We start from the raw sequence: 26276 nt of genomic DNA on the forward strand, positions 1-26276 counted from the left end.
AGGAAGTTACGTCATAACCCGCCCGTGGCGTTAAACCCCACCCCCAGCACTGTCAACACCGACAGCGGCAACAGCAAGGTATCGAGCAACGCACTGGCCGGTAGGTCGACGCCGGGGTAACTCGGAGCCTCGGCGCCAAACCGGTCCTTGGCGCAGCAGCCGCCATTGATCGCATACAGGTCCAATCGCGTGCCGGCATACACCACCGGCGCGCCGGGTTGCGCGGCGTCCAGCGTACGCGCGGTGGCGCAGCCCGTCAGATGCAGCGCCAGCACCAGCAGCAGGGCCTTATTCATCGCTGCTCAAATGGTGCTCGCCCCAACGCGGCAGCATGTCCTGGGGGATGTTCAACAGGTTGAGAATGCGCGCCACCACGAAGTCCACCAGGTCATCGATGGTTTGCGGCTGGTGATAGAAGCCCGGCGACGCCGGCAGGATGGTCACGCCCATATTCGACAACTTGAGCATGTGCTCCAGATGAATGCTCGAATACGGCGCCTCGCGCGGCACCAGGATCAACTGACGACGCTCTTTCAAGGTCACGTCCGCCGCACGCTCGATCAAATTGTTGCAGGCCCCCGTGGCAATCGCCGACAGCGTACCGGTGGAACACGGTACCACCACCATCGCCGCAGGAGCACCGGAGCCCGAGGCCACCGGCGACATCCAATCCTCTTTGCCATAGACCTTGATCTGCCCCGCCGCCGCACCGGTGTACTCAGTGAGGAACGCCTGCATGGTCTGCACCTTGGCCGGCAACGCCACGTCGGTCTCGGTGGCCATCACCAGTTGCGCGGCCTTGGAGATCAAAAAGTGCACCTCACGGTCCTCGCGCACCAGGCAGTCGAGCAGGCGCAGACCATAGGGCGCTCCCGAGGCGCCGGTCATCGCCAGGGTGATGCGTTCGGGCCCGCTCATTTGAGCGCCTCGGCCAGCTTGCCATGCAGGCCGCCAAAGCCGCCGTTGCTCATGACCACCACGTGGGTGCCCGGTTTGGCCTGTTGTTTGACGTACTCGATAATGCCTTCAATGCTGTCACGAACCGTCGACGGCACGGTGCACAACGCCGCAATGCCCGGCAGGTCCCAGCCGAGGTTGGGCGGCGCATACCACACGGCCTGATCGGCATCGTTGACGCTTTCGGGCAAGCCATCGCGGTGCGCGCCGAGCTTCATGGAGTTGGAGCGCGGCTCGATGATCGCAATGATCGGTGCATCTCCCACACGCTTGCGCAGGCCATCCAGCGTGGTGGCGATCGCCGTGGGGTGGTGGGCGAAGTCATCGTAGATGGTAATCCCGTTCACATCGGCGACTTTTTCCATGCGCCGCTTCACGCTCTTGAACGCGCTCAACGCAGCAATGCCCATGGACGGCACCACACCCACATGCCGCGCAGCCGCCAACGTCACCAAGGCGTTAGCGACGTTGTGCTGGCCGGTCATGTCCCATTCGACGATGCCCTGGGCTTGGCCTTCGAACAGCACTTCAAACCTGGAACCGTCTTCGCTGAGCAATTTGACCTGCCACTGTCCGCCGGCGCCGGTGGTTTGCACCGGGGTCCAGCAGCCCATCTCGATCACGCGCTGCAAGGCCGGCTCGGTGGTGGGGTGAATCACCAGGCCTTCGCTCGGAATGGTGCGCACCAAGTGGTGAAATTGACGCTCAATGGCTGGTAGATCGGGGAAGATATCCGCGTGATCGAACTCCAGATTGTTCAGGATCGCCGTGCGCGGACGGTAGTGGACGAACTTGGAGCGCTTGTCGAAAAACGCGCTGTCGTATTCGTCCGCTTCAATCACAAAGAATGGTGTATCGCCCAGACGCGCCGACACCGAGAAGTTCTGCGGCACACCGCCGATCAGGAAGCCGGGGCTCATGCCCGCATGCTCCAGCACCCAGGCGAGCATGCTGCTGGTGGTGGTCTTGCCATGGGTGCCGGCAACGGCCAATACCCAGCGCCCTTGCAACACGTGGTCAGCCAGCCATTGCGGGCCGGACACATAGGGCAAGCCCTTATTGAGTACGTATTCGACCGCAGGGTTGCCACGGGACATGGCATTGCCGATCACCACCAGGTCGGGCGCCGGGTCGAATTGCGCAGGGTCGTAACCTTGGGTCAGCTCAATGCCCTGAGCCTCGAGTTGCGTGCTCATGGGCGGGTAGACATTGGCGTCGGAGCCCGTAACGTGGTGCCCCAGCTCTTTGGCCAGAACCGCCATCGAACCCATGAATGTGCCGCAAATACCGAGAATATGAATATGCATGGTTGACCTCTTAAACATCGAGGCAGGTTAGCGCAGGGCGTATGAAATCGCACTCTTTATACAGCCTGCGGCCGAGCAAGGTGTCGCAAGGACCTTGACTCGGCCGCAACGCTTTTCAGGCGGTCGTTACAGCCCCAGCTTTATTTTCCGTCTCTTTCATCGCGGCAAGAAAACGCAACTTCTCGTATGTCTCGACCATGCGTTCGAATTTCTTATCGATCAGATCAAGACGTTGTTCCGGTTGTGTGGGAATCGCTTCCCCAGGCTTATACGGCTTGAACACAAGGCTGTTTTGCCGAGCCGCTTTTTTCAGTTGTTGTTCCGATACACCGAGCAACTTCTCAAGGTTATTCAAACGTGCGGCAGTATCGGTAGGCCAACTTTCATCTTTGGTAAATACATCGCGCGTATCGCCGAGCAGAAACATTACGGTAGACGCCATGCCCAGCAACTTCATCTCGGCTTCCTCCAACCGAGCATTGATCGGGTCTGGCGCGGACAGTGTCGATTCAGTCGACGAGGACGCCTGGGGTTTCGGTGCGCTGCCCGCCCCCGGCAAAAAAGGTGGCGGCAACACGCCCGGCGCATAGGTCGCCTTGATCGACTCGCCGGTGGCCACCGAGCCGGCATAGGACGCCACGTTGATGGGCGCGCTGACCATCCCGGTGATACCTGCGCTGATAAACGCATCACGGGCCACGCGACTGGCATTGGGTGCGGTGGAAATAACGCCCGCCTTGATCAACTTGTCAGCATCGATCAAACGCTTGGCGGCATCCGCCACGCTGATCGGCGCCTGCTTGCGCAGGTTGGTCAGCAGCAACTCATCCTGAACCTTGATTTTATTGGCGTGGATAATCGCCTGCCCCGTTCCCTTGAATTTTTCCTGCAACGGAATCTGGCCGGGTTTTGAAGACGGTCCGGGCTTTGGCGAAAGCACAGGCTTGGGCGGCGGGGTTGGCCCGACCAGGGCTGGCTTTGGAGGAAGTGGCGGCGGGGATGGGGTTTTTCTAAACCACGAAAAGCTCAGTCCTCTTTTGCTGCGCCGTAAGGGCGCTTCAGGTGCGTCGTTGTCGTAGGTTGTCGGCGGTGCAGAAGGTGCCTCCACGGCTGGCGGTTGTGCAGGAATGAAAGGAACGGCTGGTGTGGTAATTCTCATCGTGTTCACCCGAGTGCTTGTTATTGTCAGAAAACACTGTCGCTGGTTGCCCTAATTAAGTGAGCCATCTGCGCTGAACAGTTCCTGTCAGCGCAGCCCAACTCAACGCGCACGATGTTTCCAACTAAACAATAAAAACTCGGTATCACTGACACGCTACGAGCACAACAACTGACAGACCGAACTTACAACGAGGCAGAACGGTTAATGCCATGCTTGCGTAACTTGCGATACAACGTATTGCGACTTACGCCCAAGTGTTCGGCGGTCTGCGTCATGTGCCAATGCTGACGCTCCAGCGCGGCGATCAGGGTCTGGCGCTCGGCATCTTCCAGCGGCCACTCGGTGATCGGCGGCGGCATGGGTGACGGATGAAGCAGCGCAGGCAGGTCCGCCAACCCCACTCGGCCGTCATCACACAGCGCCACCAGGGTACGCAGTACCGTCCGCAGCTGGCGCAGGTTGCCCGGCCAGGCAAAGGCCAGCAGCGCCTGGCGAGCATCCGGTTCCAGCTGCACCGATTGCGCCCCGGCCTCTTCGGCGAGCAGGAAGTCCAGCACCTGGGATCGGTCACTGCGCTCGCGCAAGGGTGGCAGGGCGATTTCCAGACCGTTGAGTCGGTAGTACAGGTCTTCGCGAAAACTGCCGTCCCGCACACGCGCCAGCAAATTCCTATGGGTTGCGCTGATGATGCGCACATCCACCACCTGGGGTTCACCGCCCAGCGGCACCACCTTGCGATCCTCCAGCACACGCAACAGGCGGGTTTGCAGAGCCAGGGGCATATCACCGATTTCATCGAGAAACAGCGTTCCGCCGTCGGCCTGTTGCAACTTGCCGTGCATGCCCTCCTTGCGCGCACCGGTAAAGCTACCGCCGCGGTAGCCGAACAGTTCGCTTTCGATCAGGCTTTCCGGGATGGCGGCGCAATTGAGCGCCACGAAAGGGTTACCGGCGCGCTGGCTGGCGTGGTGCACGGCCTTGGCAAAGGCTTCCTTGCCGGAACCGGTTTCGCCGTTGATCAGCAATGGCACGTCACGCTCGAATACGCGCAGCGCCTTGCGAAAATCGCTTTGCAGCGTCGGGTCGCCCAGGCAGATGCCGGGCACAGGTGCCGGCTGCGCCTTGACCACGGCAGCCGGCACCGTGCGTGGCTGACCACGCAAGGCCGCAAACAGATGCCGCCCATCGCGGGTGCGCAGGGGCCAACTGGCGGTGGCATTGGCGCTGGCGCGACCGAGCAATGAGTCCAGCGAACAGTCGAAAAACGCGTCGACCGGCTGCCCCAGCAAGCCGTCACGCACCTGGCCGAGCAAATTCAGCGCGCTCTGGTTGACGGCACAAATCCGCCCCTCCCCATCGAACGCCAGCAGCCCCTCACTGAACAGGCCCACCGATTCGGCCTGCAGGTGAAAGCGCAGCAGCCAGTGGTGCTCGAAATGACGCAGGAAGTAACAGCTCTCGATCATCTTGGCCGACAGGTTCACCAACGCCATGGTGTGAAACTGACTCTGGCGCGATACCGCCTCGCGGGCCGATGACACATCCAGCACCGCCAGCAGGTCGCCATGGGGATCGAACACCGGACTCGCCGAGCATGTCAGCCCGGTATGCCGGCCGCGAAAGTGTTCATCACGATGAATGGTCAGTGACTGACGCTCTACCAGGCAGGTGCCGATACCGTTGGTGCCCTCACAGGCTTCGCTCCAATCGGCACCGAGCCACAGCCCGGCACGCTCGAAAATCCGGCGCTCGGACGGCGCGGTGACACAGTTGAGGATCACCCCGCGGGCGTCGGTAAGCAGCACCGCGTGGCCGGCGCCGGAAAGTTGCTGGTGCAGGCTGTTCATCTCCGTGCCGGCGATGTGCAGGACTTGTTGCAGGCGCTCGCGGCTCTCCAGCACGCGACCATGTTCCAGTACCGTGGGAGCGATGGTCTGCGCTGGGTCGAGGTGGTAGTCCTCCAGGCAACGCAGCCAGGAGCGGGCGATGGACGGGTCGCTGGCGGGTCCCTGGGGCAGGCTGTGCCCGCGTGCAACGGTCAGTACCTGTTGGGCATGGCGACTGAAATGATCGTTGTGCATGTTCTTATTGTTCTCCCTGCGTGAGAACGCCCAGCATCCCCCAGGCTTTGCGCCAATGCAATCCCGGCCCGACCCACCGGTCACAGGCTGTACCGTTTATGGCACAGATTGTCACTTCACCTGTCCCGGGAGCGTGACAGTCATGCGTCGCAACAATCTCCAACCCCTTGATTTACCTGCCTGCAAAGCGCTGGCCCGACCTTTGCTCTACGCTTTATCAAGCGCTTGAGCGCTGCACTCCAATAAACATAAAAGCCAGGAGATACCCACCATGCGTTACGCACACCCCGGTACTGAAGGCGCGATCGTTTCGTTCAAGGCCAAGTACGGCAACTTCATTGGTGGCGAATTTGTTGCGCCGGTCGACGGCAACTATTTCACCAACACTTCGCCGGTCAACGGCAAGCCTATCGCCGAATTCCCGCGCTCCACCGCCAAAGACATCGACAAGGCGCTGGACGCCGCCCACGCCGCCGCTGACGCCTGGGGCAAGACCTCGGCGCAGGACCGCTCGCTGGTGCTGCTGAAAATCGCCGACCGTATCGAACAGAACCTCGAACTGCTGGCCATCACCGAAACCTGGGACAACGGCAAGGCCGTGCGTGAAACCCTTAACGCCGATATCCCGTTGGCTGCCGACCACTTCCGTTATTTCGCCGGTTGCATCCGCGCCCAGGAAGGCACCAGCGCCGAAATCAATGAACACACCGCCTCCTATCATTTCCACGAACCCCTGGGCGTGGTCGGCCAGATCATCCCGTGGAACTTCCCCCTGCTGATGGCCGCCTGGAAACTCGCCCCGGCGCTGGCCGCGGGCAACTGCGTGGTGCTCAAGCCCGCCGAGCAAACGCCGCTGGGCATCAACGTGCTGATGGAAGTGATCGGCGACCTGCTGCCACCAGGCGTGCTGAACGTGGTGCATGGTTTCGGCAAAGAAGCTGGCGAAGCCCTGGCCACCAGCAAGCGCATCGCCAAGATCGCCTTCACCGGATCCACCCCGGTGGGCTCGCACATCATGCACGCGGCGGCCGAAAACATTATTCCATCGACCGTCGAACTGGGCGGCAAGTCGCCGAACATCTTCTTCGCCGACATCATGAAAGCCGAGCCATCGTTCATCGAAAAAGCGGCGGAAGGCCTGGTGTTGGCGTTCTTCAACCAGGGCGAGGTGTGCACCTGCCCATCCCGTGCGCTGGTTGAAGAATCGATCTACGACGACTTCATGAAAGTGGTGATGAAGAAAATCGAACAGATCAAGCGCGGCGACCCGCTGGACACCGACACCATGGTCGGCGCCCAGGCGTCCGAGCAGCAGTTCGATAAAATCCTGTCCTACCTGGAAATCGCCAAGGGCGAAGGCGCGCAACTGCTCACCGGCGGCAAGGTCGAGCAGCTCAGCGGCGACATGGCTGGGGGCTATTACATCCAGCCGACCCTGCTCAAGGGCACCAACGACATGCGCGTGTTCCAGGAAGAAATCTTCGGCCCGGTGGTCAGCATCACCACCTTCAAGGACGAAGCCGAAGCCCTGGCGATTGCCAACGACACCGAGTTCGGCCTCGGCGCCGGCGTATGGACCCGCGACATCAACCGCGCGTACCGCATGGGCCGGGCGATCAAGGCCGGTCGCGTGTGGACCAACTGCTACCACCTGTACCCGGCGCATGCCGCGTTTGGCGGTTACAAGAAGTCCGGCGTGGGCCGTGAAACACACAAGATGATGTTGGATCATTACCAGCAGACTAAAAACTTGCTGGTGAGCTACGACATTAATCCGTTGGGCTTCTTCTAACCAACCCTCCCCTCCCACGTTTGAAATGCAATCAACTGTGGGAGGGGGGCAAGCCTCCCTCCACATTTAAATCTTCATAAGTACTTGCGATGTGCATCCGGCACAAAGATGCCGGGTTAAAAACAATAACAATGAAAGGTACTTCCCTATGCCTAGCGAACCCACTGGCTCTTCCGTCGACTTCGAAAAAGTCGACACTGATTACTTCCAACAACGCGAACTTAAAAAAGGCGCCGCCGGCTGGGTGTTATTAGTCGGTCTCGGCGTTGCCTACGTGATCTCCGGCGACTACGCCGGCTGGAACTTCGGCCTGGCCCAGGGCGGCTGGGGCGGGATGTTTCTGGCTACCTTGCTGATGGCCACCATGTACCTGTGCATGTGTTTTTCCCTGGCCGAACTGTCTTCGATGATTCCCACCGCCGGCGGCGGCTACGGTTTTGCCCGCAGCGCCTTCGGGCCCTGGGGCGGGTTCCTCACCGGCACCGCGATCCTGATCGAATACGCTATCGCCCCTGCCGCCATTGCGGTGTTTATCGGCGCGTATTGCGAGTCGTTGTTCGGCATTGGCGGCTGGATGATCTACCTGGCGTTCTACATCATCTTCATCGGCATCCATATCTTTGGCGTCGGTGAAGCCTTGAAACTGATGTTTGTGATCACCGCCATCGCCGCGATTGCGCTGGGTGTGTTCCTGGTGGCGATGGTGCCGCACTTCAACGTCGCCAACCTGCTGGACATCCCAGTCACCGAAGCCAAGGGCGCCAGCACCTTTCTGCCCTTCGGCTACGTTGGCGTGTGGGCCGCAATCCCTTATGCGATCTGGTTTTTCCTGGCGGTCGAGGGCGTGCCACTGGCGGCCGAAGAAACCAAGAACCCCAAGCGCGACCTGCCTCGTGGCTTGATCGGCGCCATTGTGGTGCTGACCAGTTTTGCCCTGTTGATTCTGGTGATCGCACCAGGCGGCGCGGGGACTTATGCGCTGATCAAATCCGGTAACCCATTGGTGGAAGCGCTGTCACTGTCGTACGGTGGCTCGACGTGGATGGGCAGCTTCGTCAACCTGGTCGGCCTGGCGGGGCTGATTGCGAGCTTTTTCTCGATTATCTACGCCTATTCGCGGCAGATTTTCGCCCTGTCCCGCGCCGGCTACCTGCCGCGCAAGCTGTCGCAGACCAACAAGAGCAAGGCGCCGGTACTGGCGCTGGTGATCCCCGGCATCATCGGTTTTGGCCTGTCGCTGACCGGCCAGGGTGATTTACTGATCCTGGTAGCCGTGTTTGGCGCGACCATTTCCTACGTGCTGATGATGGCCGCGCACATCACCTTGCGCATCCGCCGCCCCAAAATGGAACGTCCTTACCGCACACCGGGTGGCATCTTCACTTCCGGCGTGGCGCTGGTACTGGCCTGCGTCGCCGTGGTGGCGGGCTTTCTGGTGGATCCTCGGGTGGTGATTGGCGCTGCGATCATCTATGGAGTATTAATTGCTTACTTTGCTTTCTACAGCCGGCATCACTTGGTAGCAGGCACGCCCGAAGAGGAATTCGCGGCGATCCAGGCCGCAGAGGCCGCCTTGCACTGACTGCCGTAAACCTCGGCGCGGGCGCCTTGCCCGCGTCGCCAAGGAGACACTGTATGGCAAGCTTTTCCCACGCGGTCGGTACACAAACCTACCGCTTCGACAGCCTCAAGGACGTGATGGCCAAGGCCAGCCCGGCACGCTCCGGAGATTTTCTGGCCGGCGTGGCGGCACAGAACGACGGCGAACGGGTCGCCGCGCAGATGGCGCTGGCGAATATCCCGCTCAAGCACTTTTTGCAAGAAGCGCTGATTCCTTATGAAAGCGATGAAGTCACCCGACTGATCATCGACACCCACGATAAACAGGCGTTTACCCCGGTCAGCCACCTCACCGTCGGCGGGTTGCGCGACTGGCTGCTGAGCGATGCGGCCGATGAACACTCCCTGCGTGCGTTGGCGCCCGGACTGACACCGGAAATGGCCGCCGCCGTGTCCAAGATCATGCGTGTGCAGGATCTGGTACTGGTGGCGCAGAAGATCCGCGTGGTCACGCAGTTTCGCGGCACCATGGGCTTGCGCGGGCGCCTGTCGACGCGCTTGCAACCCAACCACCCGACGGACGAACCGGCCGGCATCGCCGCGAGCATCCTCGACGGCCTGTTGTATGGCAACGGCGACGCCATGATCGGCATCAACCCGGCCACCGACAGCATCGCCTCGATTTGCGCCATGCTGGAGATGCTCGACGCCATCATCCAGCGCTATGAAATCCCCACCCAGGCCTGCGTGCTGACCCACGTGACCACCTCCATCGAGGCGATCAACCGTGGCGTACCGCTGGACCTGGTGTTCCAGTCGATTGCCGGCACCGAGGCGGCCAACGCCAGTTTCGGCATCAGCCTGAGTGTGTTGCAGGAAGGCTACGAGGCGGGCTTGAGCCTGAACCGCGGCACCCTGGGCCAGAACCTGATGTATTTCGAAACCGGCCAGGGCAGCGCCTTGTCGGCCAACGCGCACTTTGGCGTCGACCAACAAACCTGCGAAACCCGCGCCTATGCGGTGGCACGGCACTTCAAGCCGTTTCTGGTGAACACGGTGGTCGGGTTTATCGGCCCCGAATACCTGTACAACGGCAAGCAGATCATCCGCGCCGGTCTCGAAGACCACTTCTGCGGCAAGTTGCTGGGTGTGCCGATGGGCTGTGACATCTGCTACACCAACCACGCCGAAGCCGACCAGGACGACATGGACACCCTGCTGACCCTGCTCGGCGTGGCCGGGATCAACTTCATCATGGGCATCCCCGGCTCCGATGACATCATGCTCAACTACCAGACCACTTCGTTCCACGACGCCTTGTACGCCCGCCAAACCCTGGGGTTAAAACCGGCGCCGGAGTTTGAGCAGTGGCTGGCGAAAATGGGCATCTTCACGCAGGCCGATGGCAAGGTACGTTTCGGCAACAGCCTGCCACCGGCGTTTCGCCACGCATTGGCGCAATTGGGATGAAGGAACCTACCGTGCAACCAGACTTGCCTGACAACCCGTGGCTGCAATTGCGCCGCCTGACCCCGGCGCGTATTGCCCTGGGTCGCACCGGCACCAGCATCCCCACCAGCGCGCAACTGGACTTCCAGTTCGCCCACGCCCAGGCGCGGGATGCGGTGCACTTGCCCTTCGATCATGCGGGCCTCAGCCGCCAATTGGCCGAACGTGGACGTGACAGCCTGTTGCTGCACAGCGCCGCGACGGATCGGCACAGCTACCTGCAACGCCCGGACCTGGGTCGGCGTTTAAGCGACGAATCGGCTCAGGCGCTGCGCGAGCATGCGGCGGCCAACCCTGGCGGTGTGGACCTGGCGGTGGTAGTGGCCGATGGTTTATCGGCGCTGGCGGTGCATAAACATACGCTGGCGTTTCTGACACGCATGGAAGAACAGACCCACGCCGAGGGCTGGTCGCTGTCGCCGGTGATTCTGGTGGAGCAGGGTCGCGTGGCCGTGGCCGATGAGATCGGGCAATTGCTCGGTGCCAAGATGGTGGTGATCCTGATCGGTGAACGCCCAGGGCTCAGCTCGCCGGACAGCCTGGGCTTGTATTTCACCTACAACCCCAAGGTCGGCCTCACCGACGCCTACCGCAACTGCATTTCCAACGTACGCCTGGAAGGCTTGAGCTATGGCATGGCGGCCCATCGTTTGCTGTACTTGATGAAAGAGGCGTGCCGTCGGCAGCTGTCGGGGGTCAATCTCAAGGACGAGGCGCAGGTGCAGACCATCGAGTCCGACGACCCGGACCTGATGAAGGGCAACTTCCTGCTCAGCCCACCGACCGACTGATCCCGGCACGATTGCGCTTTTTGGCGTCTTTAGGCAGCATCAAGTCACGGCCGCGCGTGTGGTCGTACCCATTGGAAGTTGAGGCCTGGCATGCGGATCACTCAAGCGACCCTGGAACACCTGGACCTGCTGACCCCATTGTTCGTCAAATACCGCGAATTCTACGGGGCCCTGCCCTTCCCGGACTCATCGCGCGCCTTCCTGGAGAAGCGCCTGCGCCGCAAGGAGTCGGTGATCTACCTGGCCCTGGCCGACGATGACGACAAAAAGGTGCTTGGGTTTTGTCAGCTGTACCCGAGCTTTTCGTCGCTCTCGCTCAAGCGGGTGTGGATTCTTAACGATATCTACGTGGCCGAAGACGCACGCCGGCAACTGGTGGCGGACAACCTGATGCGCACGGCGAAGAAAATGGCCAAGGAGACCCACGCGGTACGGCTGCGGGTATCGACCAGCAGCGACAACGAAGTGGCGCAGAAGACGTATGAGTCGATCGGGTTTCGTGAGGACACCGAGTTCAAGAACTACACCTTGCCGATCAGCGAGGATTAAGTTCGACAGACCAGACAACACAGATCCCCTGCGGGGGGCGGTGCGACGATTTGACTTGCCCCCTCCCACAGTTGAGTCTCCAGCGGTTCCCAAGTCGCGCACCACGACATCCCCCGCTACAAAACCAACACGCTTTTCACCGATCAATCCGTATAATGCCGCCCTTTCAGGGTTGTAAGAAATACGGCATACAGGTGTAGCCTTATTACCCGAGCTTCCGCACAGGCCTGCAGAGCAGGGCCGTTCACACAGGTGCCACCAATGGATTTCAACCCGCTTGACCTTATCCTGCATCTCGATGTTTACCTCGACCTGCTGGTAACCAATTACGGTCCGTGGATCTACGCCATTCTGTTTCTGGTGATCTTTTGCGAAACGGGCCTGGTGGTCATGCCCTTCCTGCCGGGTGACTCCTTGCTGTTTATCGCCGGCGCCGTAGCCGCAGGTGGCGGCATGGACCCGGTGTTGCTGGGTGGCCTGTTGATGCTCGCCGCCATCCTCGGCGACAGCACCAACTACGTGATCGGGCGAACGGCGGGAGAACGCTTGTTCAGCAACCCGAACTCGAAAATCTTCCGTCGCGACTACCTGCAAAAAACCCACGATTTCTACGACAAACACGGCGGCAAAACCGTGACCCTGGCGCGCTTCCTGCCGATCCTGCGCACCTTTGCGCCGTTCGTCGCCGGTATCGCGAGAATGCCTTACGCGCGCTTCTTCGGCTTCAGCGTGCTGGGCACCGTGCTTTGGGTGGGTGGCCTGGTGACCCTGGGCTACTTCTTCGGCAACGTGCCCTTTATCAAGAAGAACCTGTCGTTGCTGGTGGTGTTCATCATCCTGCTGTCGCTGGTGCCGATGATCATTGGCGTATTGCGCAGCCGCTTTGGTCGCGCCTCCTCCGAAGCCAAGTCACAGTAACCCGCAATGTGGTCCCTCAGCGCCTGGCGTCGCCGGCGCCTGCTGGCCAAGCACCCGATTGCCGATGACACCTGGCAGCGGGTGCGCCACCACCTGACCTTCCTCGATGGCATCAGCACCGAGCAGGACCAATGGCTGCGTGAAGCCTGCGTGGTGTTCCTCGACGAAAAACACCTCACCGCCCTGCCCGGCGTCGAGCTGCACCAGGAACACCGCCTGCTGCTTGCCGCCCAGGCGCAACTGCCCTTGATGAACCTCGGCGACCTCGATTGGTACCAGGGCTTCCACGAAATCGTGCTGTACCCCGACGACTTCCTGAGCCCGCAACGCCATCGCGACGCCAGCGGTGTGGAACACGAGTGGAACGGCGAACACAGCGGCGAAGCCTGGCAACAAGGCCCGGTGATCCTGGCCTGGCCCGGCGTGCTCGCCAGCGGCCAATGGGAAGGCTACAACCTGGTGATCCACGAACTGGCGCACAAGCTCGACATGCTCAACGGTGACGCCAATGGCCTGCCACCGCTGCACAACGACATGCGCGTGCAAGAGTGGGCCCGTGTGATGCAGAGCGCTTATGACGATCTCAACCGCCAGCTCGACGCCGACCCCGATGTAGAGACGGTGATCGACCCCTACGCGGCGGAAAACCCGGCGGAATTTTTTGCCGTGACCAGCGAATATTTTTTCAGTGCCCCGGATCTGCTGGTCGACAGTTATCCACAGGTGTACACCCAACTCAGCCGCTTTTACCGCCAGGATCCCCTGACCCGCCTGACCCACCTGCAGGCGCACGATCCACGTTATCAGCCACAAGACGAATGACCGTACGACGTCTGGCGCATGGCATCGGCAACGGAATATGCCTATAATCGCCGCCACTTTTAGGCCAATCCGGCCAAGTTTCTTGGCCAATTAACGGGGGCAACGCCCAATGAGCTACAGCAAGATTCCGGCTGGCAAAGACCTGCCGAACGACATCTACGTCGCCATCGAGATTCCGGCCAACCACGCGCCGATCAAATACGAAATCGACAAAGACAGCGACTGCCTGTTCGTTGACCGTTTCATGGCCACCCCAATGTTCTATCCGGCCAACTACGGTTTCATCCCCAACACCCTGGCTGACGACGGAGACCCCCTCGACGTGCTGGTCGTCACCCCTTACCCGGTGACCCCAGGTTCGGTAATTCGCGCACGTCCGGTCGGTATCCTGAACATGACCGACGACGGCGGCGGCGATGCCAAAGTTATCGCAGTGCCACACGACAAGCTGTCCCAGTTGTACGTGGACGTGAAGGAATACACCGATCTGCCGCCGCTGCTGCTGGAACAGATCAAGCACTTCTTCGAGAACTACAAAGACCTCGAAAAAGGCAAATGGGTGAAGATCGACGGTTGGGGCAACGCAGACGCCGCCCGCGCCGAAATCATGAAATCGGTCGCCGCCTACAAAGGCTGATACCCGCTACTCATTGCCTGGCAATGTAAAAAAGCCCCGATTATTCGGGGCTTTTTTATGGGTAAAATTAAACATCAAGTTCAACTAACAGCAGCTTACGTTTAATAAAACGGCAAAACTGAAAAAACAGGCCACAACTAAGCAAAAACCTACACACCTAATTCAACGCATGGTTTATTTGCTTTGTTTTTCCGGCCAGTAAACTCGCGTTTATGAATAAATCAGGTGATCGTTTAAAAGCGCTATTACGGGAAGTTCATCTTTCCGCCTCCGACTTCGCCAAGAACCGCGGCGTCACGCCTCAACACGTGAACAACTGGTTCAAGCGCGGCGTGCCCATGGGCCGACTCAACGAGTTCGCAGAACTGTTGTGCGTGTCCAGCCGCTGGCTGCGCACCGGCGAAGGCCCCAAACATCCACCGGCCAACTTCCTGCTGGAAGGCTCGGACACTCGAAAAGGACTCGCCAGCACCCGCGAAGGACGCGGTAAATACCTCACAGGCCCCACCTGCGCCCCGGAAAAACTCGACGTGGAGATCCCCCTCCACCCCACGTTCACCTCAACCGAACGCATCCGCGTCTCCCTGCACACGCTCCAGACCCTCACCGTCAACCCCGACCGCGCGGTAGGCGCCTACATGGTCGACAACAGCATGATCGACATCATCCAACAAGGCGCCACCCTGGCCATCGACCGAGGCCGCACGCAAATCATCGACGGTGAAATCTACGCCGTCGAACACGACGGCATGCTGCGCATCAAATACCTCTACAACCGCCCCGGCGGAGGCCTGCGCATGCGCAGCCATAACGCCGGCGAACACCCCGACGAGTACCTCACCCACGAACAACGCTTCGAGCAAAACTTCCAGATCGTGGGCTGGGTCTTCTGGTGGTCCACCCTCAACAACCGCCGCCCACCCGTCCCGCTGGATGAACACCTGCTGGGCTGGGAAGGCTCTAAAACGGATCCGGAGGTGGGCAATTGAGGTGAATGTGGGTAGAATGCGCCGCACATTTGGCAGGGGGGTGGCTTTCAGCTACTGCCCTACCTGGCGATGCGGAGGAGTTCCCGCAGATGCCCCTACTATTCAGCCCGACGCAATGTGGGCTGAGCGATTTGAAGGCTGGTGAGGTTTGTCAAAAACAACCTGAGGCAGTCACAGAGAAGCCGGCCACAAGCCGGCTTTTTAATGTCTTTTTGAAAGCCACTCCCATCTACTGAAAATCGTGAGAGCCTTGCTACATCAAGGGTTTCAGCCTACTTTTATTCCCGTGACTTCCGTTTTCATCCATCGTCTTCCACAGCCAAGTGGGGGATCAAGTGGGGGACCAGAGGGCCGAAAAGATGGGCAAACTGACCGCAAAGTATGTCGAAAACGTGACCGAGCCAGGCACCTACGAAGACGGTGAAGGGCTGCGCCTTATCGTCAAAGCTACAGGGCGAAAAAACTGGGTGCTGCGGTTTCAGCTACACGGCAAACGACGGGAGATGGGACTGGGTGGCTACCCCCAGCTCGATCTAAAAATGGCCCGCGCGGCCGCCTATGAAAACAAAGTCCAGATCTTCAAAGGCACTGACCCACTCGCAAAACGACAGGCTGAACAAGCCGCTCAACGGGAAGCTCAACGCCGAGAACTGGCGCAGTTGATTACCTTTGAGAAATTGGCCACCGACTATCAAGATGCCCATGGTTCGAGCTGGTCGGAGAAATGGCGTAAGGGCTGGCTGAGGAAACTCGAACTCTATGCTTTCCCTACTATAGGGAAGTTGTCAGCCGACCAGGTCGAGACCAAACACCTGATCAAGGCACTGCAACCACTTTGGGCAACCAAAACTCGGACAGCCGACGAAGTACGTGGGCAAATCGAACAGATCCTGGACGCCGCCAGAGCTCAAGGTCTCAGGACTGGAGAGAATCCGGCACGCTGGCGCGGCCATCTGGAAAATCTCCTCAGCCGTCATGAGAAGAAGAAAGCGCGAAAACGTGTCCATCATCCAGCGCTTCGATGGCAAGACCTTCCCAAATTGATGCAAGCCTTAAGAAAAGACCCGAGCCATGTCTCGTCGGCGACTCAGCTTTTGATTCTGACCGGTGCGAGAACGCATATGGTGCGGTTTGCGCGGTGGGATGAGTTTGATCTGGACTCGAGTCGCTGGTCCTTGCCGGCCGAACGCATGAAGACGCGACAAGCCTTCGCAATCCCGCTAGCGCCGGAAGTGGTCTCCCTATTGAAAAGCCTTCCGAAAGTCGACGCCAAGAGCCCTTACATTTTTCCCGGACGCGGTCGCAGTGGCGTGATACACGCCAACGGCATCCGAAATCTGCTGCATGATCTTGGTTATGAGCACATCACTCGTCACGGCTTTCGTTCGACCTTTCGAGATTGGGCTGGTGAAAAAACGCCCTTCCCAAGAGAGATCTGCGAGCTGGCACTAGCCCATGATGAGCGCGGAGAAACGGAGAGCGCATATTCTCGGTCAGACTTCTTTGATAAGCGACGAGAGTTGATGAACGCATGGAGCATTTACGCCACATCCACACCGAAACGCACAGAGGAAGAGATCTGAAAACTCAGAAGGCCGATCGAGGTCACAAACCAGGCCCGCACGCAGAAGCTCACAGCCGCGGCCACAGTGGCGCAACCATCAATATCTGCGCAGGGACATGTTGTACCCAGCGGGTCCCTCCAAGTAGGGATGCGTAGCCTCCCTGCTTGGAGGGACCTTCATTAAAATAACGAGAACATCTTGGGAGTCTAGGGCGTACCACCGATTGCCAAGATGAACCACGACCCTGCCGTGACGCAGAATGACCATCAAATCGAGTCTTGACCCGAATTATCCATAAGCGTAGAAAAGATCGGGCAAAGCGCTGTCGTTGACAGCAACCCAGGTAGCCAGAACCTTTAAGGCTACGCCACACCGTGGTGGTTCACCCAAAGTGCGATTAGCGTCCGGCGGCTCGCACGGTCACAGCGATGTGATGGATGCCTACTTTTATCAGTGTGCCCACTGCAGCAACTCATACCCTTTCATAGCTGCCCTGCAGCAACCTATCCGCTTGGCCATTTCATTGCGCCAACCTGCGCCCGTCTCTTTCTTCCGGAAAGAGACGGGCGCTCCTACCGCTGCTGCAGCCCAACTCGTACAAGGCTTTGCGGCATTCCCTCTCGTGACAAACGGCGTGACAAACACCGAGGTCACCAGCAACAGCGATGCAGATGATGGTGCCGCAGCCCAGGGAATGGACTGCACCTGACTGACAGTCAGGCACGCCCCGGTCATCGCATCACTGCCTTCACCCGGCTCAAGATCTCACGGCGTTGGTCTAGTCAGCCAATGCAGCCTCTACCCGCCCACTTCCTTGGAAGTGTTCAGGAGGCCAGATCATGAGATGCCCAGGCTCCCGGTCGTAAAGAGCCGCCTGTCCCGCGTTAGTGGACAACCCTCACAGGTCGCAGGGGCCTTGATCCCTGATAACACTCAACATTCGTGGCGGGATGACGTGGGGAAAGTTTTAAAAGTTTTGGCTTCGAGCGGAATTTGATCATGGCATTAGTAGGTAGACGTAGCGGGCGAAATTTTGGTTATGGCCGGCAGCTGAGCTACGCCGGGCCGCAAGCGCTGAAAGACCTATTTGGCAGCGGGCATTACGGCACGGTCAAAGCGTACAGTGATCGCTGGCAGGCGTTTGTACACTGGTGTCGTTCGGAGGATGGACCAGGGTTTAATGATGCGCGACAAATTGATCGGCGGACCTTGTTGGCTTACGCCGGACATCTGCGTCAAGAAGTTGAACAACGTGCTATCGGCATCGCCAGCGCGCAAAACCGATTGTCCAGCGTGAACCGAACCATCGCCGCGCTTCGCGGTGATCAGTCCGTGAAAGTACCGAGCCCAAGCAAAGCTTTGGGAATGCGGCGCACCAGTGTTCGCACTGTGGCGACGCAAGGCCAAGGCCGCGAGCAAATGAAGAGGATCATAGAAGCACTCTGCGAACGTCGACAGGTGCGAGTTACTGCAATCGCCCTTTTGGCGCGAGAAACCGGAATGCGTTTACGTGAGGCCATTCTGGCCAATTTGCCCCGTCTGCGATATGAGGCCGAACAATTAGGGAGGATCAACATCCAGGACGGCACCAAAGGTGGTCGCTTGGGCGTTTCAGCACCCCGCTGGATTGTGGTGAACGATCATATCCGGGACGCACTGACCTTCGCCCAAAAAATATCACCGAGTGGACGCCGTAATTTGCTTGCTCCGGAGAAAGCTATATCGAATTCATGTGTAAAACCGTCCGACCTTCCCGAAATTTACTACATGAGAAGGGCTGAAAGGCATCCATGAGCTGCGAGCGGCTTATGCTTGGGGACGCTACGAGGAGATCACTGGCCAGCTTGCCCAAATTAATGGCGGTACATGTTGTCGAAAAAACCGAGCCCTCGATCAACAAGCCCAACTCCAAATCAGCCACGAGCTCGGGCATGGTCGTATTGACGTAGCTTCGGCGTGCATCGGTGGTCGAGCATGAGCAAGCCGTTCGATATCGAGCTATTTCTGACCCGAGTACTGACTGAGTCTAACGCCACCCGGCAGCGCCAGGTCCGACAGGCAAAAATCATCCAAGCCGCAATTTCAGAGCGCTGGAAACGAGACAATCCATGGACATGGCGATGAAAGCATCTAGCATGGATTCTGTATCAAGGCATTCCCCTGCGAGCGAGGGCAAAGCGCTATCAATATGGGCTCACGGCTCAGCTGATCACCCAGCATCTGGGAAAGTCTTGGCAGTTCAAACCTCCCCCCAAAGCCATCCATCCGCCGATTTCTGCCGGTTATTACGCTGACGATTACTAATCAAGTCGAAAAATCCCTAGGGGGGGACCACGAATGAAGCCGATTGGTTAAGCTACCGGCTAAGCAGTGCAAATCGCTAGCTCTGCCTCACGGAGTGAGAACCTCGAGGCTACGAGCAAATTCCTCCTCTGATTTTTGTGAAAAACGCCGTATTCTTATGGGCGTATGGAGAAGAAATTTTACGCTGCTGTCGATGAGATAAAGCGAAAACGCTGCCTTCGAGAAACGCGGCAAGCTCTATGGGAGAAGCAGGTGGCACAGACGTTCCTTTCTACTCGGATGGATGATTTGGGATGCTGGAGCACAAAAAAACCTCCCCGTTCCCGGTCAAAAATTAGCCTGTGACCAAGCGAGAAAAAAATTCACCAGAAGATTTAGCCCATGCATCCTGCGCTCGCTAAACTGACGACTGCATTCAAGAAGACGAAATCCAGTGACTGACGAACAGAAAAAGCAACTCGAACAAAAGCTATGGGACATTGCCAATACGCTGCGCGGGAAAATGAATGCCGATGAGTTCAGAGACTACATTCTCGGCTTTATTTTCTACAAATATCTTTCGGAACGCATGTGCAATTATGCGAACGAAATTTTGCAGGAGGATGGGATTGATTTTATCTCCATCGATGCGACCACAGTAGAAGGGCAATTATATCTTGCAGCGGTACGGGAGGCTTCTGTCGAAGCGCTGGGGTATTTCCTGAAACCGTCCGAATTATTTAGCAGCGTCGCCAAGCGTGGAGCTTTGCCAGGACAATTTATTTTGTCCGATCTGACAAACATCTTAAATAATATTCAACGCTCAACGATGGGTACTGAGTCGGAGGAAGACTTCGACCACCTCTTCGAAGATCTCGACTTGACCTCTACTAAACTGGGTCGATCAGAAGAGGCAAAGAACGCACTGATTGTCAAAGTTCTAACGCACCTTGACGAAATAGACTTCCGCCTGAAAGATGCAAATTCAGACATCCTTGGCGACGCTTATGAATACTTAATTGGCAAGTTTGCTAGCGGTGCGGGTAAGAAAGCCGGGGAGTTCTATACACCTCAAGAGGTCTCAACTGTAATCGCAAGAATTGTTACGGTAGGCAAGACCCGATTGAAGTCGGTCTATGATCCTACATGTGGTTCTGGGTCCCTGTTGCTACGTGTCGCACGTGAAGTTGAAGAAGTAGGCGACTTCTACGGGCAGGAAATGAACCGAACCACTTATAACTTAGCGCGCATGAATATGATCTTGCACGGGGTGCATTATCGTAACTTCAGTCTCCGTCAAGAAGATACACTAATCGCGCCCCAGCATGAAGGCTTAATGTTTGAAGCTGTTGTAGCGAACCCACCTTTCTCAGCTCAGTGGTCTGCAAACAAAATCTTTGAAACGGACGACCGTTTTGCTCAATATGGTCGGCTTGCACCTTCGTCAAAAGCAGACTTTGCCTTTGTCCAACATATGCTGCACCACCTTGATGACAATGGCACTATGGCAGTAATTTTACCGCATGGTGTGCTGTTTAGGGGAGCTGCAGAGGGCGCAATAAGAGAGTATCTGATAAAGGACCGCAATTGGCTTGATGCTGTAATTGGTTTGCCCGCAAATATTTTCTATGGCACTTCAATTCCCACATGCATCTTGGTCTTCAAGAAATGTCGCGAAAATGAAGATATACTATTTGTTGATGCCTCCAAACACTTTGAGAAGGCTAAAAACCAAAACTATCTCCGCCCCAAGGATATTGACCATATTGTCACCGTATACTCGACACGGGCAGAGGAAGCTCGTTTCAGTCATCGAGCAAGCCTAGCAGAAATTATTGAGAATGAATATAATCTTAATATACCTCGCTATGTAGAAGCGTTCGAAGAAGAAGAACCTGTGAATTTGGCCGCCATCGTGACCGAATTAAAAGAACTTAGTATAAAAATGGCTCCCTTAGATAAGACTATTCAAAGTTACTGCAAAGAACTTAATTTGGAAAGTCCTGTATGAACTTGCCCAAGCTGAGATTCCCTGAGTTTTCAGGCGACTGGAAGCAAAAGAAAATTTCATCTTTTTTGGAGCCTGTTGGTATACCTGCAAAAGTGCTGCCTGAAGAGCAATATCGTGAAATTGGCGTTAGGTCTCATGGGAAAGGTATTTTTCACAAAGAGCCTGTTTCTGGGGCATCTCTAGGCGAAAAGCGGGTTTTTCACGTTGTTCCATACACATTGGTTTTCAACATAGTTTTCGCTTGGGAACAAGCCCTCGCGATTTTGTCCGATGATGAGACCGGCTTCATCGCATCTCATCGCTTTCCAATGTTTGCCGAAAAGGATGATCAATCGTATCTTCCCTTTATTCGTAAGTTTTTTCTTCGCCCGCAGGGGAAGGCTCTACTTGAAATGGCATCACCGGGTGGTGCGGGACGAAACAAAACGCTAGGCAAGCAAGCGTTTCTCAACCTCAAAGCAGTAATACCTCACCGAGACGAACAAAAGAAAATTGCGTCGTTTTTGGAAGCAGTTGACTCGCGCATGTTAGGAATGCAGCGAGAGCGAGACTTACTCGCGAGCTACAAGACGGGGTTGATGCAAAGGCTGTTTAACCAAGATCTGCGATTTACCAGCGATAGTGGCGAGCCCTTCCCCGATTGGGAAGAGAAGCGATTGGGAGATATGTTCGATTGGGTTAGAACAAATAATCTCTCTCGAGAATACCTAACTACCGAGGGCGGATCAGTTCAGAACATACACTATGGCGATATTCATACCAAGTACAGTGCCAACTTCCGACAGTCTCGGGAACAAGTACCATTTGTCCACGAATCTGCACCGATAAAAGACTTTACAGCAGCGGAGTACTGTCGTGTTGGAGATGTAATAATCGCTGATGCTTCTGAGGATTACGCTGATATTGGTAAAGCAATCGAAATAGTTGAACTGAGTGATATCCCTCTCGTAGCCGGTTTACATACCTATATTGCGCGCCCAAAAATTGAACAACTGGTTGTTGGGTTTTCTGGATATCTTTTACGCAGCGCACCGATGCGTAAGCAAATCATGCGGGTTGCTCAGGGCATTTCCGTACTGGGCGTGTCTAAGGGAAACTTATCCGGTCTGAAATTTTGGCTTCCTCACCCCGACGAACAACGCCAAATTGCTGGCGCCCTATCAGCTATAGATGCAAAAATTGATGCTATAACTGTTCAGATCAATCAGCTTGAGCATTTCAGTAAGGGACTGCGTCAGCAGTTATTTGCCTAATATGATGGAGCCAGCAATCAAGATCATTGTGGAGAATGCGGTAGAATATCCACAATTCCGTTACTACATCCGATTAATGAAAAAGGCCGAGTTAAACCTTTTTTCACAACCGGACATCAGCATTGAAATATGTAAGTCTTTGATTGAGGGAGTTTCGAAGTCGGTTATCCTCGATTTTGCGCCAGATACTGATCCAAAAAAATTAAGTAATATGGATGTTTCACCGCTTGCGAAATGGGCGTGCCAACTCCTAAAACAGGATAATACCGTCATCGAGGATGAATTTGCTCGCCGCGTTGCGTCCGTCGCCGAGTTTCTTGGCGTATTGCGAAATGAGCGTGGCGACGTCTCCCACGGTCGGGCAGTGCCAAAACCAGTACAGAGTAACGACAAGCTTTCTGCGGTAATCTTCCAGGTCTCAAGTGGGCTCCTGACCTATATGCTAGACAGCTTTTTCACCGCAAAGCGTCTTGCCAGGATAGCCATACCACCAGAGCCGGAACCGGATACCCGAGAAGAAGATAACTCCTTAGACCTAGAGCAAGTCGAATATGAGACCAATCTAGAGTTCAATAATTGGCTGGATGATCATTACCCTTATGAGGGCAAATTAAACTACAGCTTCGCACTATACGCCCTATACTATGAGGACTACTTGGTCCAGCTTGAAATCTATCAGGAAAGTCTAGAGAGCGAAGATCTATGATTCAGTCCGAGGCACAGCTTGAAATCGGCTTGGTCAATCGCCTTAATGAACTAGGCTGGTCCTCTGTATCAATACCTGATAGTGCGGCGCTGCGCTCCAACCTACAGGTGCAATTAGAGGAACAAAATGGAGTTCTATTTTCTGATGGCGAGTTTACCCGCGTTTTAAACCACCTAACGAAGGGCAATGTTTTTGATAAGGCAAGTATCCTGCGCGGCCGGTACGCACTACTGCGCGATGATGGTACTACGGCCTATATTCATTTCTTCAACTCTCATGAGTGGTGCCGCAATCGCTATCAGGTTGCTACCCAAGTGGCTCAAAGCGGCATTTATAATAATCGCTACGACGTCACGCTGCTCATAAATGGCCTACCGCTCGTACAGATTGAGCTGAAGCGTCGCGGCATGGAACTGAAAGAAGCATTTAATCAAATTAACCGTTACCAGCGTCATTCGTTCGGGGCCGAAGGTGGTTTATTCCAATATGTCCAAATCTTTGTGATCTCCAACGGAGTTAACACAAAGTACTATGCCAATAATCGCGACCAAGATTTTAAGCAGACCTTTTTTTGGGCGGACGAAGAAAACCAGCAAATCACCCAGCTTGACTCTTTCGCTGATGCGTTTCTTGAGAAATGCCACATATCGAAAATGATCGCAAAGTATATTGTTCTTCATCAAAGCGATCAAATACTAATGGTACTGCGCCCTTATCAATATTACGCTGTCGAATCCATCGTGACTCGTGTAATGACGGGCCGAAAGAACGGCTATATTTGGCATACAACTGGATCCGGAAAGACCCTGACAAGTTTCAAAGCTTCACAATTGCTCATCGAAAACCCCAAGGTGCACAAGGTAGTTTTCGTAGTGGATCGGGCGGATCTAGACTATCAAACGACGAAAGAATTTAACTACTTCGCAGAAGGATCCGTAGATGGAACAGACAATACAAAGGCTCTTGTCAGCCAACTTTCAGGAGACCATCGCTTAATAGTAACGACTATACAAAAGCTGAATACAGCGATCACTCGTGACAAATATGATAATGCTCTGCAGTCCGTGAAGGACCAACGGGTAATTTTCATTTTCGATGAATGCCACCGCTCGCAATTTGGCGACACTCACAAGAATATTGTGGCCTACTTCAGCAAGGCGCAGATGTTCGGTTTTACTGGCACACCAATTTTTGCTGACAACTCAATCGGTAAACGCACAACGAAAGACCTCTTTGGAGAGCGCCTCCATCGATACGTTATCACCGACGCTATTAATGACGAAAACGTCCTGCGATTCTCGGTCGAATACTGGGGCAAGCTCAAGCGAAAAGATGGTAGTCTTATTGATGAAGAAGTAGCAGGGATCAATACTCAAGAGTTTTTTGACAATCCGGATCGCATAGAAAATACTGTTGACTGGATAATTAAGAACCACGACAGGAAAACTAGAGGACAGCAATTCGGTGCAATTTTCTGCGTCAGCTCCGTCAATGCGCTGATTGCCTATTATGACGCGTTCAAACGACGAGAGAATGAAGGCGCTCACAAATTAAAAATCGCAACAATTTTTACCTACGCTGCCAATGAAGAAGATGCGAGCGCAAACGGACTAGTTAGCGATCCAGACTTCGACCTAGGCCCGGACACACCCGAAACACGCTACAACCGGGATCGATTGAGTGAGTTCGTAGCTGACTATAATGCTATGTACCGCACAAATGAAAGCGTGAAGGACGGAAAAGGATTTTATATTTATTATAAAGCTTTAGCCAAACGTATAAAGGACCGAGATAAAAAGGGCTTTGTTCCAGCGGAAGGATTGGACTTGTTAATCGTAGTCAATATGTTCTTGACAGGATTTGACTCCAAGACACTAAACACACTGTATGTAGATAAAAACCTGAAGCACCATGGACTGATACAAGCCTTCTCACGTACAAATCGAATCTTTGGCCAAGTTAAATCACAAGGCAATATAGTCTGCTTCCGAAATCTCAAATCCAAAACGGATGAGGCGATCACCTTATTTTCTAACAAGGACGCGCATGAGACTATTTTGCTGGAACCTTTCGAGGAATACTTTTCTCAATTCGAAGAGTCATTATCTCGCCTCCGGCGCATCGCCCCTACCCCCGACGATGTAAGTCATCTAAAGTCCGAAAACGAAAAGCTATCATTTGTCCGAGCATTTCGAGCTCTAATTCGCATCCGCAACGTAATGGCAAGCTTTGTCGACTTTGACGCCAACTCTCTTCCGATACAACCTCAAGAATTTGAAGATTACAAGAGCAAGTATCTCGACATATACGATCAAACAAGAAGTCCAGAAAAAACTGAAAAAGCCTCAATTATTGAAGAGGTTGATTTCGAGCTGGAGCTAATTCAGCGCGACGAAATTAATGTGGCCTATATTCTGGAGCTGCTATCTAGCGTGGCACGTGGCGGCGATGGTATTGATAGTTCCTCTTTTCAAGCCAGACGCAAGCAAATTGTAGAGCTTCTGAGTTCCGAGACTCAGTTACGGAGCAAGAGAAGTCTGATCGAGGCCTTCATTGAAGAGCATATGACATTAGTCATTAAAGGCGACAATCTTCGCGAACCATTCGAAAAGTTCTGGAACAATGCTCGAGAAGAAGAAATTAATAAATTTTGCTTGGAGGAATGCGTCAGTCATGAAGCACTTCTAGACATGATCGCGCGATATCAATTCACTGGAAAAAGCCCACTTGGTGATAACGTTATATCTGCGCTAACAGTCAAGCCGAGCATCTTAAAGCGCAAAATGGTTATCGAACGAGTCACACAAAGACTCAGCGAGTTCATTGCAACCTTTGACGAAAGCATTGGTGATATTGACTCGTAGACTTCAAAAAATCTTAGCTAATTAAGAGCCAGCGGATAAAAACCACTGACAAAACAATGTATAAAGCTTTCGACATAACGGTGCACCAAGCTTGGTAAATTTAGATGAGCGCTCCGAAATAATCAGAGTGCTCTTCTAGCAAGGCGGCTGCGATGTCAGATTCAGTGCTCCCCTAGAGATATCGCAGCCGAGATTAGCATTATCAATGCATACAACTCACCGAGAAGATCTTCTTTTGCCGTTAGGCTGTCTGTTGCGATTAGATAGGATTCGTAAAAAGGAAAAAGCCAAATACGGTAATCACTTGCGCATTTTATATGGTCCTCCATCGATGAATTCCCTTTTCTCCTGGTCGATATAGATACATCGCCAATGCGCCTCTTCCTTCAGATTACCGCAGAGCCATGTGTTGTATTTTTTACCCGAATTGCTCTCCCTTGGTTAAGACCAAGCCATGCACAGGTGCTTACAGCACTAAATGAAAATCCCAAAAATTTCACCACCGAAGCACTCATAGAAC

At 55.4% G+C, this 26276-nt stretch carries 19 protein-coding genes and 1 pseudogene; 15 read left to right on the forward strand and 5 right to left on the reverse strand.

Annotated features, from left to right (window positions below; all coding sequences use genetic code 11):
* Positions 1-11 precede the first annotated feature (11 nt).
* The 5 genes from PSH66_RS26270 to PSH66_RS26290 form a co-directional block, all read right to left on the reverse strand.
* On the reverse strand, positions 12-296 hold the full coding sequence (locus tag PSH66_RS26270; protein WP_003176311.1) for a YceK/YidQ family lipoprotein: 285 nt from the start codon (positions 294-296) through the stop codon (positions 12-14).
* A complete protein-coding gene (gene ubiX / locus PSH66_RS26275) occupies positions 289-918 on the reverse strand; it encodes a flavin prenyltransferase UbiX (protein ID WP_003176312.1) in 630 nt (209 codons plus the stop codon). Before ubiX ends, PSH66_RS26270 begins: the two co-directional genes overlap by 8 nt.
* A complete protein-coding gene (gene mpl, locus PSH66_RS26280; protein WP_042945321.1) occupies positions 915-2264 on the reverse strand; it encodes a UDP-N-acetylmuramate:L-alanyl-gamma-D-glutamyl-meso-diaminopimelate ligase in 1350 nt (449 codons plus the stop codon). Before mpl ends, ubiX begins: the two co-directional genes overlap by 4 nt.
* Before the next feature lie 115 nt (positions 2265-2379).
* The gene (locus PSH66_RS26285; RefSeq protein ID WP_305429656.1) at positions 2380-3423 is read right to left on the reverse strand and encodes a hypothetical protein; all 1044 of its coding nucleotides are present in this window, start codon (positions 3421-3423) and stop codon (positions 2380-2382) included.
* Between the two features lie 185 nt (positions 3424-3608).
* A complete protein-coding gene (locus PSH66_RS26290; RefSeq protein WP_305427938.1) occupies positions 3609-5507 on the reverse strand; it encodes a sigma-54-dependent Fis family transcriptional regulator in 1899 nt (632 codons plus the stop codon).
* A gap of 271 nt (positions 5508-5778) precedes the next feature.
* Here PSH66_RS26290 and PSH66_RS26295 point away from each other — a divergent pair, with 271 nt between their 5' ends.
* From PSH66_RS26295 to PSH66_RS26370, 15 genes and pseudogenes are all read left to right on the forward strand, one after another.
* Positions 5779-7299 carry an aldehyde dehydrogenase family protein gene (locus tag PSH66_RS26295; protein ID WP_003176316.1) on the forward strand — a complete coding sequence of 507 codons (1521 nt, stop codon included), beginning with the start codon at positions 5779-5781 and terminating at the stop codon, positions 7297-7299.
* Between the two features lie 148 nt (positions 7300-7447).
* Positions 7448-8881: an ethanolamine permease gene (eat, locus tag PSH66_RS26300; protein ID WP_003176317.1), complete on the forward strand. Its 1434-nt coding sequence runs from the start codon at positions 7448-7450 to the stop codon at positions 8879-8881.
* A gap of 53 nt (positions 8882-8934) precedes the next feature.
* The gene (locus PSH66_RS26305) at positions 8935-10329 is read left to right on the forward strand and encodes an ethanolamine ammonia-lyase subunit EutB (RefSeq protein WP_078826210.1); all 1395 of its coding nucleotides are present in this window, start codon (positions 8935-8937) and stop codon (positions 10327-10329) included.
* Positions 10326-11159, forward strand: a complete 834-nt coding sequence (eutC, locus tag PSH66_RS26310; RefSeq protein WP_003176319.1) for an ethanolamine ammonia-lyase subunit EutC — start codon at positions 10326-10328, stop codon at positions 11157-11159. Before PSH66_RS26305 ends, eutC begins: the two co-directional genes overlap by 4 nt.
* Before the next feature lie 90 nt (positions 11160-11249).
* A complete protein-coding gene (locus tag PSH66_RS26315; protein ID WP_003176320.1) occupies positions 11250-11708 on the forward strand; it encodes an N-acetyltransferase in 459 nt (152 codons plus the stop codon).
* A 261-nt stretch (positions 11709-11969) separates the two neighbouring features.
* Positions 11970-12626, forward strand: a complete 657-nt coding sequence (locus tag PSH66_RS26320; protein WP_003176321.1) for a DedA family protein — start codon at positions 11970-11972, stop codon at positions 12624-12626.
* A 6-nt stretch (positions 12627-12632) separates the two neighbouring features.
* Positions 12633-13448 carry a zinc-dependent peptidase gene (locus tag PSH66_RS26325; protein WP_003176322.1) on the forward strand — a complete coding sequence of 272 codons (816 nt, stop codon included), beginning with the start codon at positions 12633-12635 and terminating at the stop codon, positions 13446-13448.
* A gap of 109 nt (positions 13449-13557) precedes the next feature.
* Positions 13558-14085: an inorganic diphosphatase gene (gene ppa, locus PSH66_RS26330; RefSeq protein WP_003176323.1), complete on the forward strand. Its 528-nt coding sequence runs from the start codon at positions 13558-13560 to the stop codon at positions 14083-14085.
* A 212-nt stretch (positions 14086-14297) separates the two neighbouring features.
* Complete coding sequence (locus tag PSH66_RS26335; RefSeq protein WP_003176324.1) at positions 14298-15074, forward strand: S24 family peptidase; 777 nt, start codon at positions 14298-14300, stop codon at positions 15072-15074.
* A 359-nt stretch (positions 15075-15433) separates the two neighbouring features.
* The gene (locus PSH66_RS26340) at positions 15434-16657 is read left to right on the forward strand and encodes an integrase arm-type DNA-binding domain-containing protein (protein ID WP_305427940.1); all 1224 of its coding nucleotides are present in this window, start codon (positions 15434-15436) and stop codon (positions 16655-16657) included.
* A gap of 981 nt (positions 16658-17638) precedes the next feature.
* A pseudogene (locus PSH66_RS26345) lies at positions 17639-18617 on the forward strand (integrase domain-containing protein).
* A 759-nt stretch (positions 18618-19376) separates the two neighbouring features.
* Positions 19377-20933 carry a type I restriction-modification system subunit M gene (locus PSH66_RS26355; protein WP_305427941.1) on the forward strand — a complete coding sequence of 519 codons (1557 nt, stop codon included), beginning with the start codon at positions 19377-19379 and terminating at the stop codon, positions 20931-20933.
* Positions 20930-22186 carry a restriction endonuclease subunit S gene (locus tag PSH66_RS26360; RefSeq protein ID WP_305427942.1) on the forward strand — a complete coding sequence of 419 codons (1257 nt, stop codon included), beginning with the start codon at positions 20930-20932 and terminating at the stop codon, positions 22184-22186. The genes PSH66_RS26355 and PSH66_RS26360 overlap by 4 nt, the downstream gene beginning before the upstream one ends.
* A complete protein-coding gene (locus tag PSH66_RS26365) occupies positions 22143-22892 on the forward strand; it encodes a hypothetical protein (protein ID WP_305427943.1) in 750 nt (249 codons plus the stop codon). The genes PSH66_RS26360 and PSH66_RS26365 overlap by 44 nt, the downstream gene beginning before the upstream one ends.
* Positions 22889-25756 (forward strand): type I restriction endonuclease subunit R, encoded by a 2868-nt coding sequence (locus tag PSH66_RS26370; protein WP_305427944.1) that lies wholly within the window; start codon positions 22889-22891, stop codon positions 25754-25756. Before PSH66_RS26365 ends, PSH66_RS26370 begins: the two co-directional genes overlap by 4 nt.
* The last annotated feature ends 520 nt before the right edge of the window (positions 25757-26276 follow it).

The sequence above is a fragment of the Pseudomonas sp. FP597 genome (genome assembly GCF_030687435.1).
Taxonomy (GTDB): domain Bacteria; phylum Pseudomonadota; class Gammaproteobacteria; order Pseudomonadales; family Pseudomonadaceae; genus Aquipseudomonas; species Aquipseudomonas lactucae.

Excerpts from the sequence above, each read along its gene's own strand:
- PSH66_RS26290 (WP_305427938.1), bottom strand. The coding sequence starts at position 5,507 with ATGCACAACGATCATTTCAGTCGCCATGCCCAACAGGTACTGACCGTT.
- PSH66_RS26315 (WP_003176320.1), top strand. The coding sequence starts at position 11,250 with ATGCGGATCACTCAAGCGACCCTGGAACACCTGGACCTGCTGACCCCA.
- ppa (WP_003176323.1), top strand. The coding sequence starts at position 13,558 with ATGAGCTACAGCAAGATTCCGGCTGGCAAAGACCTGCCGAACGACATC.
- mpl (WP_042945321.1), bottom strand. The coding sequence starts at position 2,264 with ATGCATATTCATATTCTCGGTATTTGCGGCACATTCATGGGTTCGATG.
- PSH66_RS26325 (WP_003176322.1), top strand. The coding sequence starts at position 12,633 with ATGTGGTCCCTCAGCGCCTGGCGTCGCCGGCGCCTGCTGGCCAAGCAC.
- PSH66_RS26360 (WP_305427942.1), top strand. The coding sequence starts at position 20,930 with ATGAACTTGCCCAAGCTGAGATTCCCTGAGTTTTCAGGCGACTGGAAG.
- PSH66_RS26370 (WP_305427944.1), top strand. The coding sequence starts at position 22,889 with ATGATTCAGTCCGAGGCACAGCTTGAAATCGGCTTGGTCAATCGCCTT.
- ubiX (WP_003176312.1), bottom strand. The coding sequence starts at position 918 with ATGAGCGGGCCCGAACGCATCACCCTGGCGATGACCGGCGCCTCGGGA.
- eat (WP_003176317.1), top strand. The coding sequence starts at position 7,448 with ATGCCTAGCGAACCCACTGGCTCTTCCGTCGACTTCGAAAAAGTCGAC.
- PSH66_RS26295 (WP_003176316.1), top strand. The coding sequence starts at position 5,779 with ATGCGTTACGCACACCCCGGTACTGAAGGCGCGATCGTTTCGTTCAAG.
- eutC (WP_003176319.1), top strand. The coding sequence starts at position 10,326 with ATGAAGGAACCTACCGTGCAACCAGACTTGCCTGACAACCCGTGGCTG.
- PSH66_RS26320 (WP_003176321.1), top strand. The coding sequence starts at position 11,970 with ATGGATTTCAACCCGCTTGACCTTATCCTGCATCTCGATGTTTACCTC.
- PSH66_RS26335 (WP_003176324.1), top strand. The coding sequence starts at position 14,298 with ATGAATAAATCAGGTGATCGTTTAAAAGCGCTATTACGGGAAGTTCAT.
- PSH66_RS26305 (WP_078826210.1), top strand. The coding sequence starts at position 8,935 with ATGGCAAGCTTTTCCCACGCGGTCGGTACACAAACCTACCGCTTCGAC.
- PSH66_RS26270 (WP_003176311.1), bottom strand. The coding sequence starts at position 296 with ATGAATAAGGCCCTGCTGCTGGTGCTGGCGCTGCATCTGACGGGCTGC.
- PSH66_RS26285 (WP_305429656.1), bottom strand. The coding sequence starts at position 3,423 with ATGAGAATTACCACACCAGCCGTTCCTTTCATTCCTGCACAACCGCCA.
- PSH66_RS26340 (WP_305427940.1), top strand. The coding sequence starts at position 15,434 with ATGGGCAAACTGACCGCAAAGTATGTCGAAAACGTGACCGAGCCAGGC.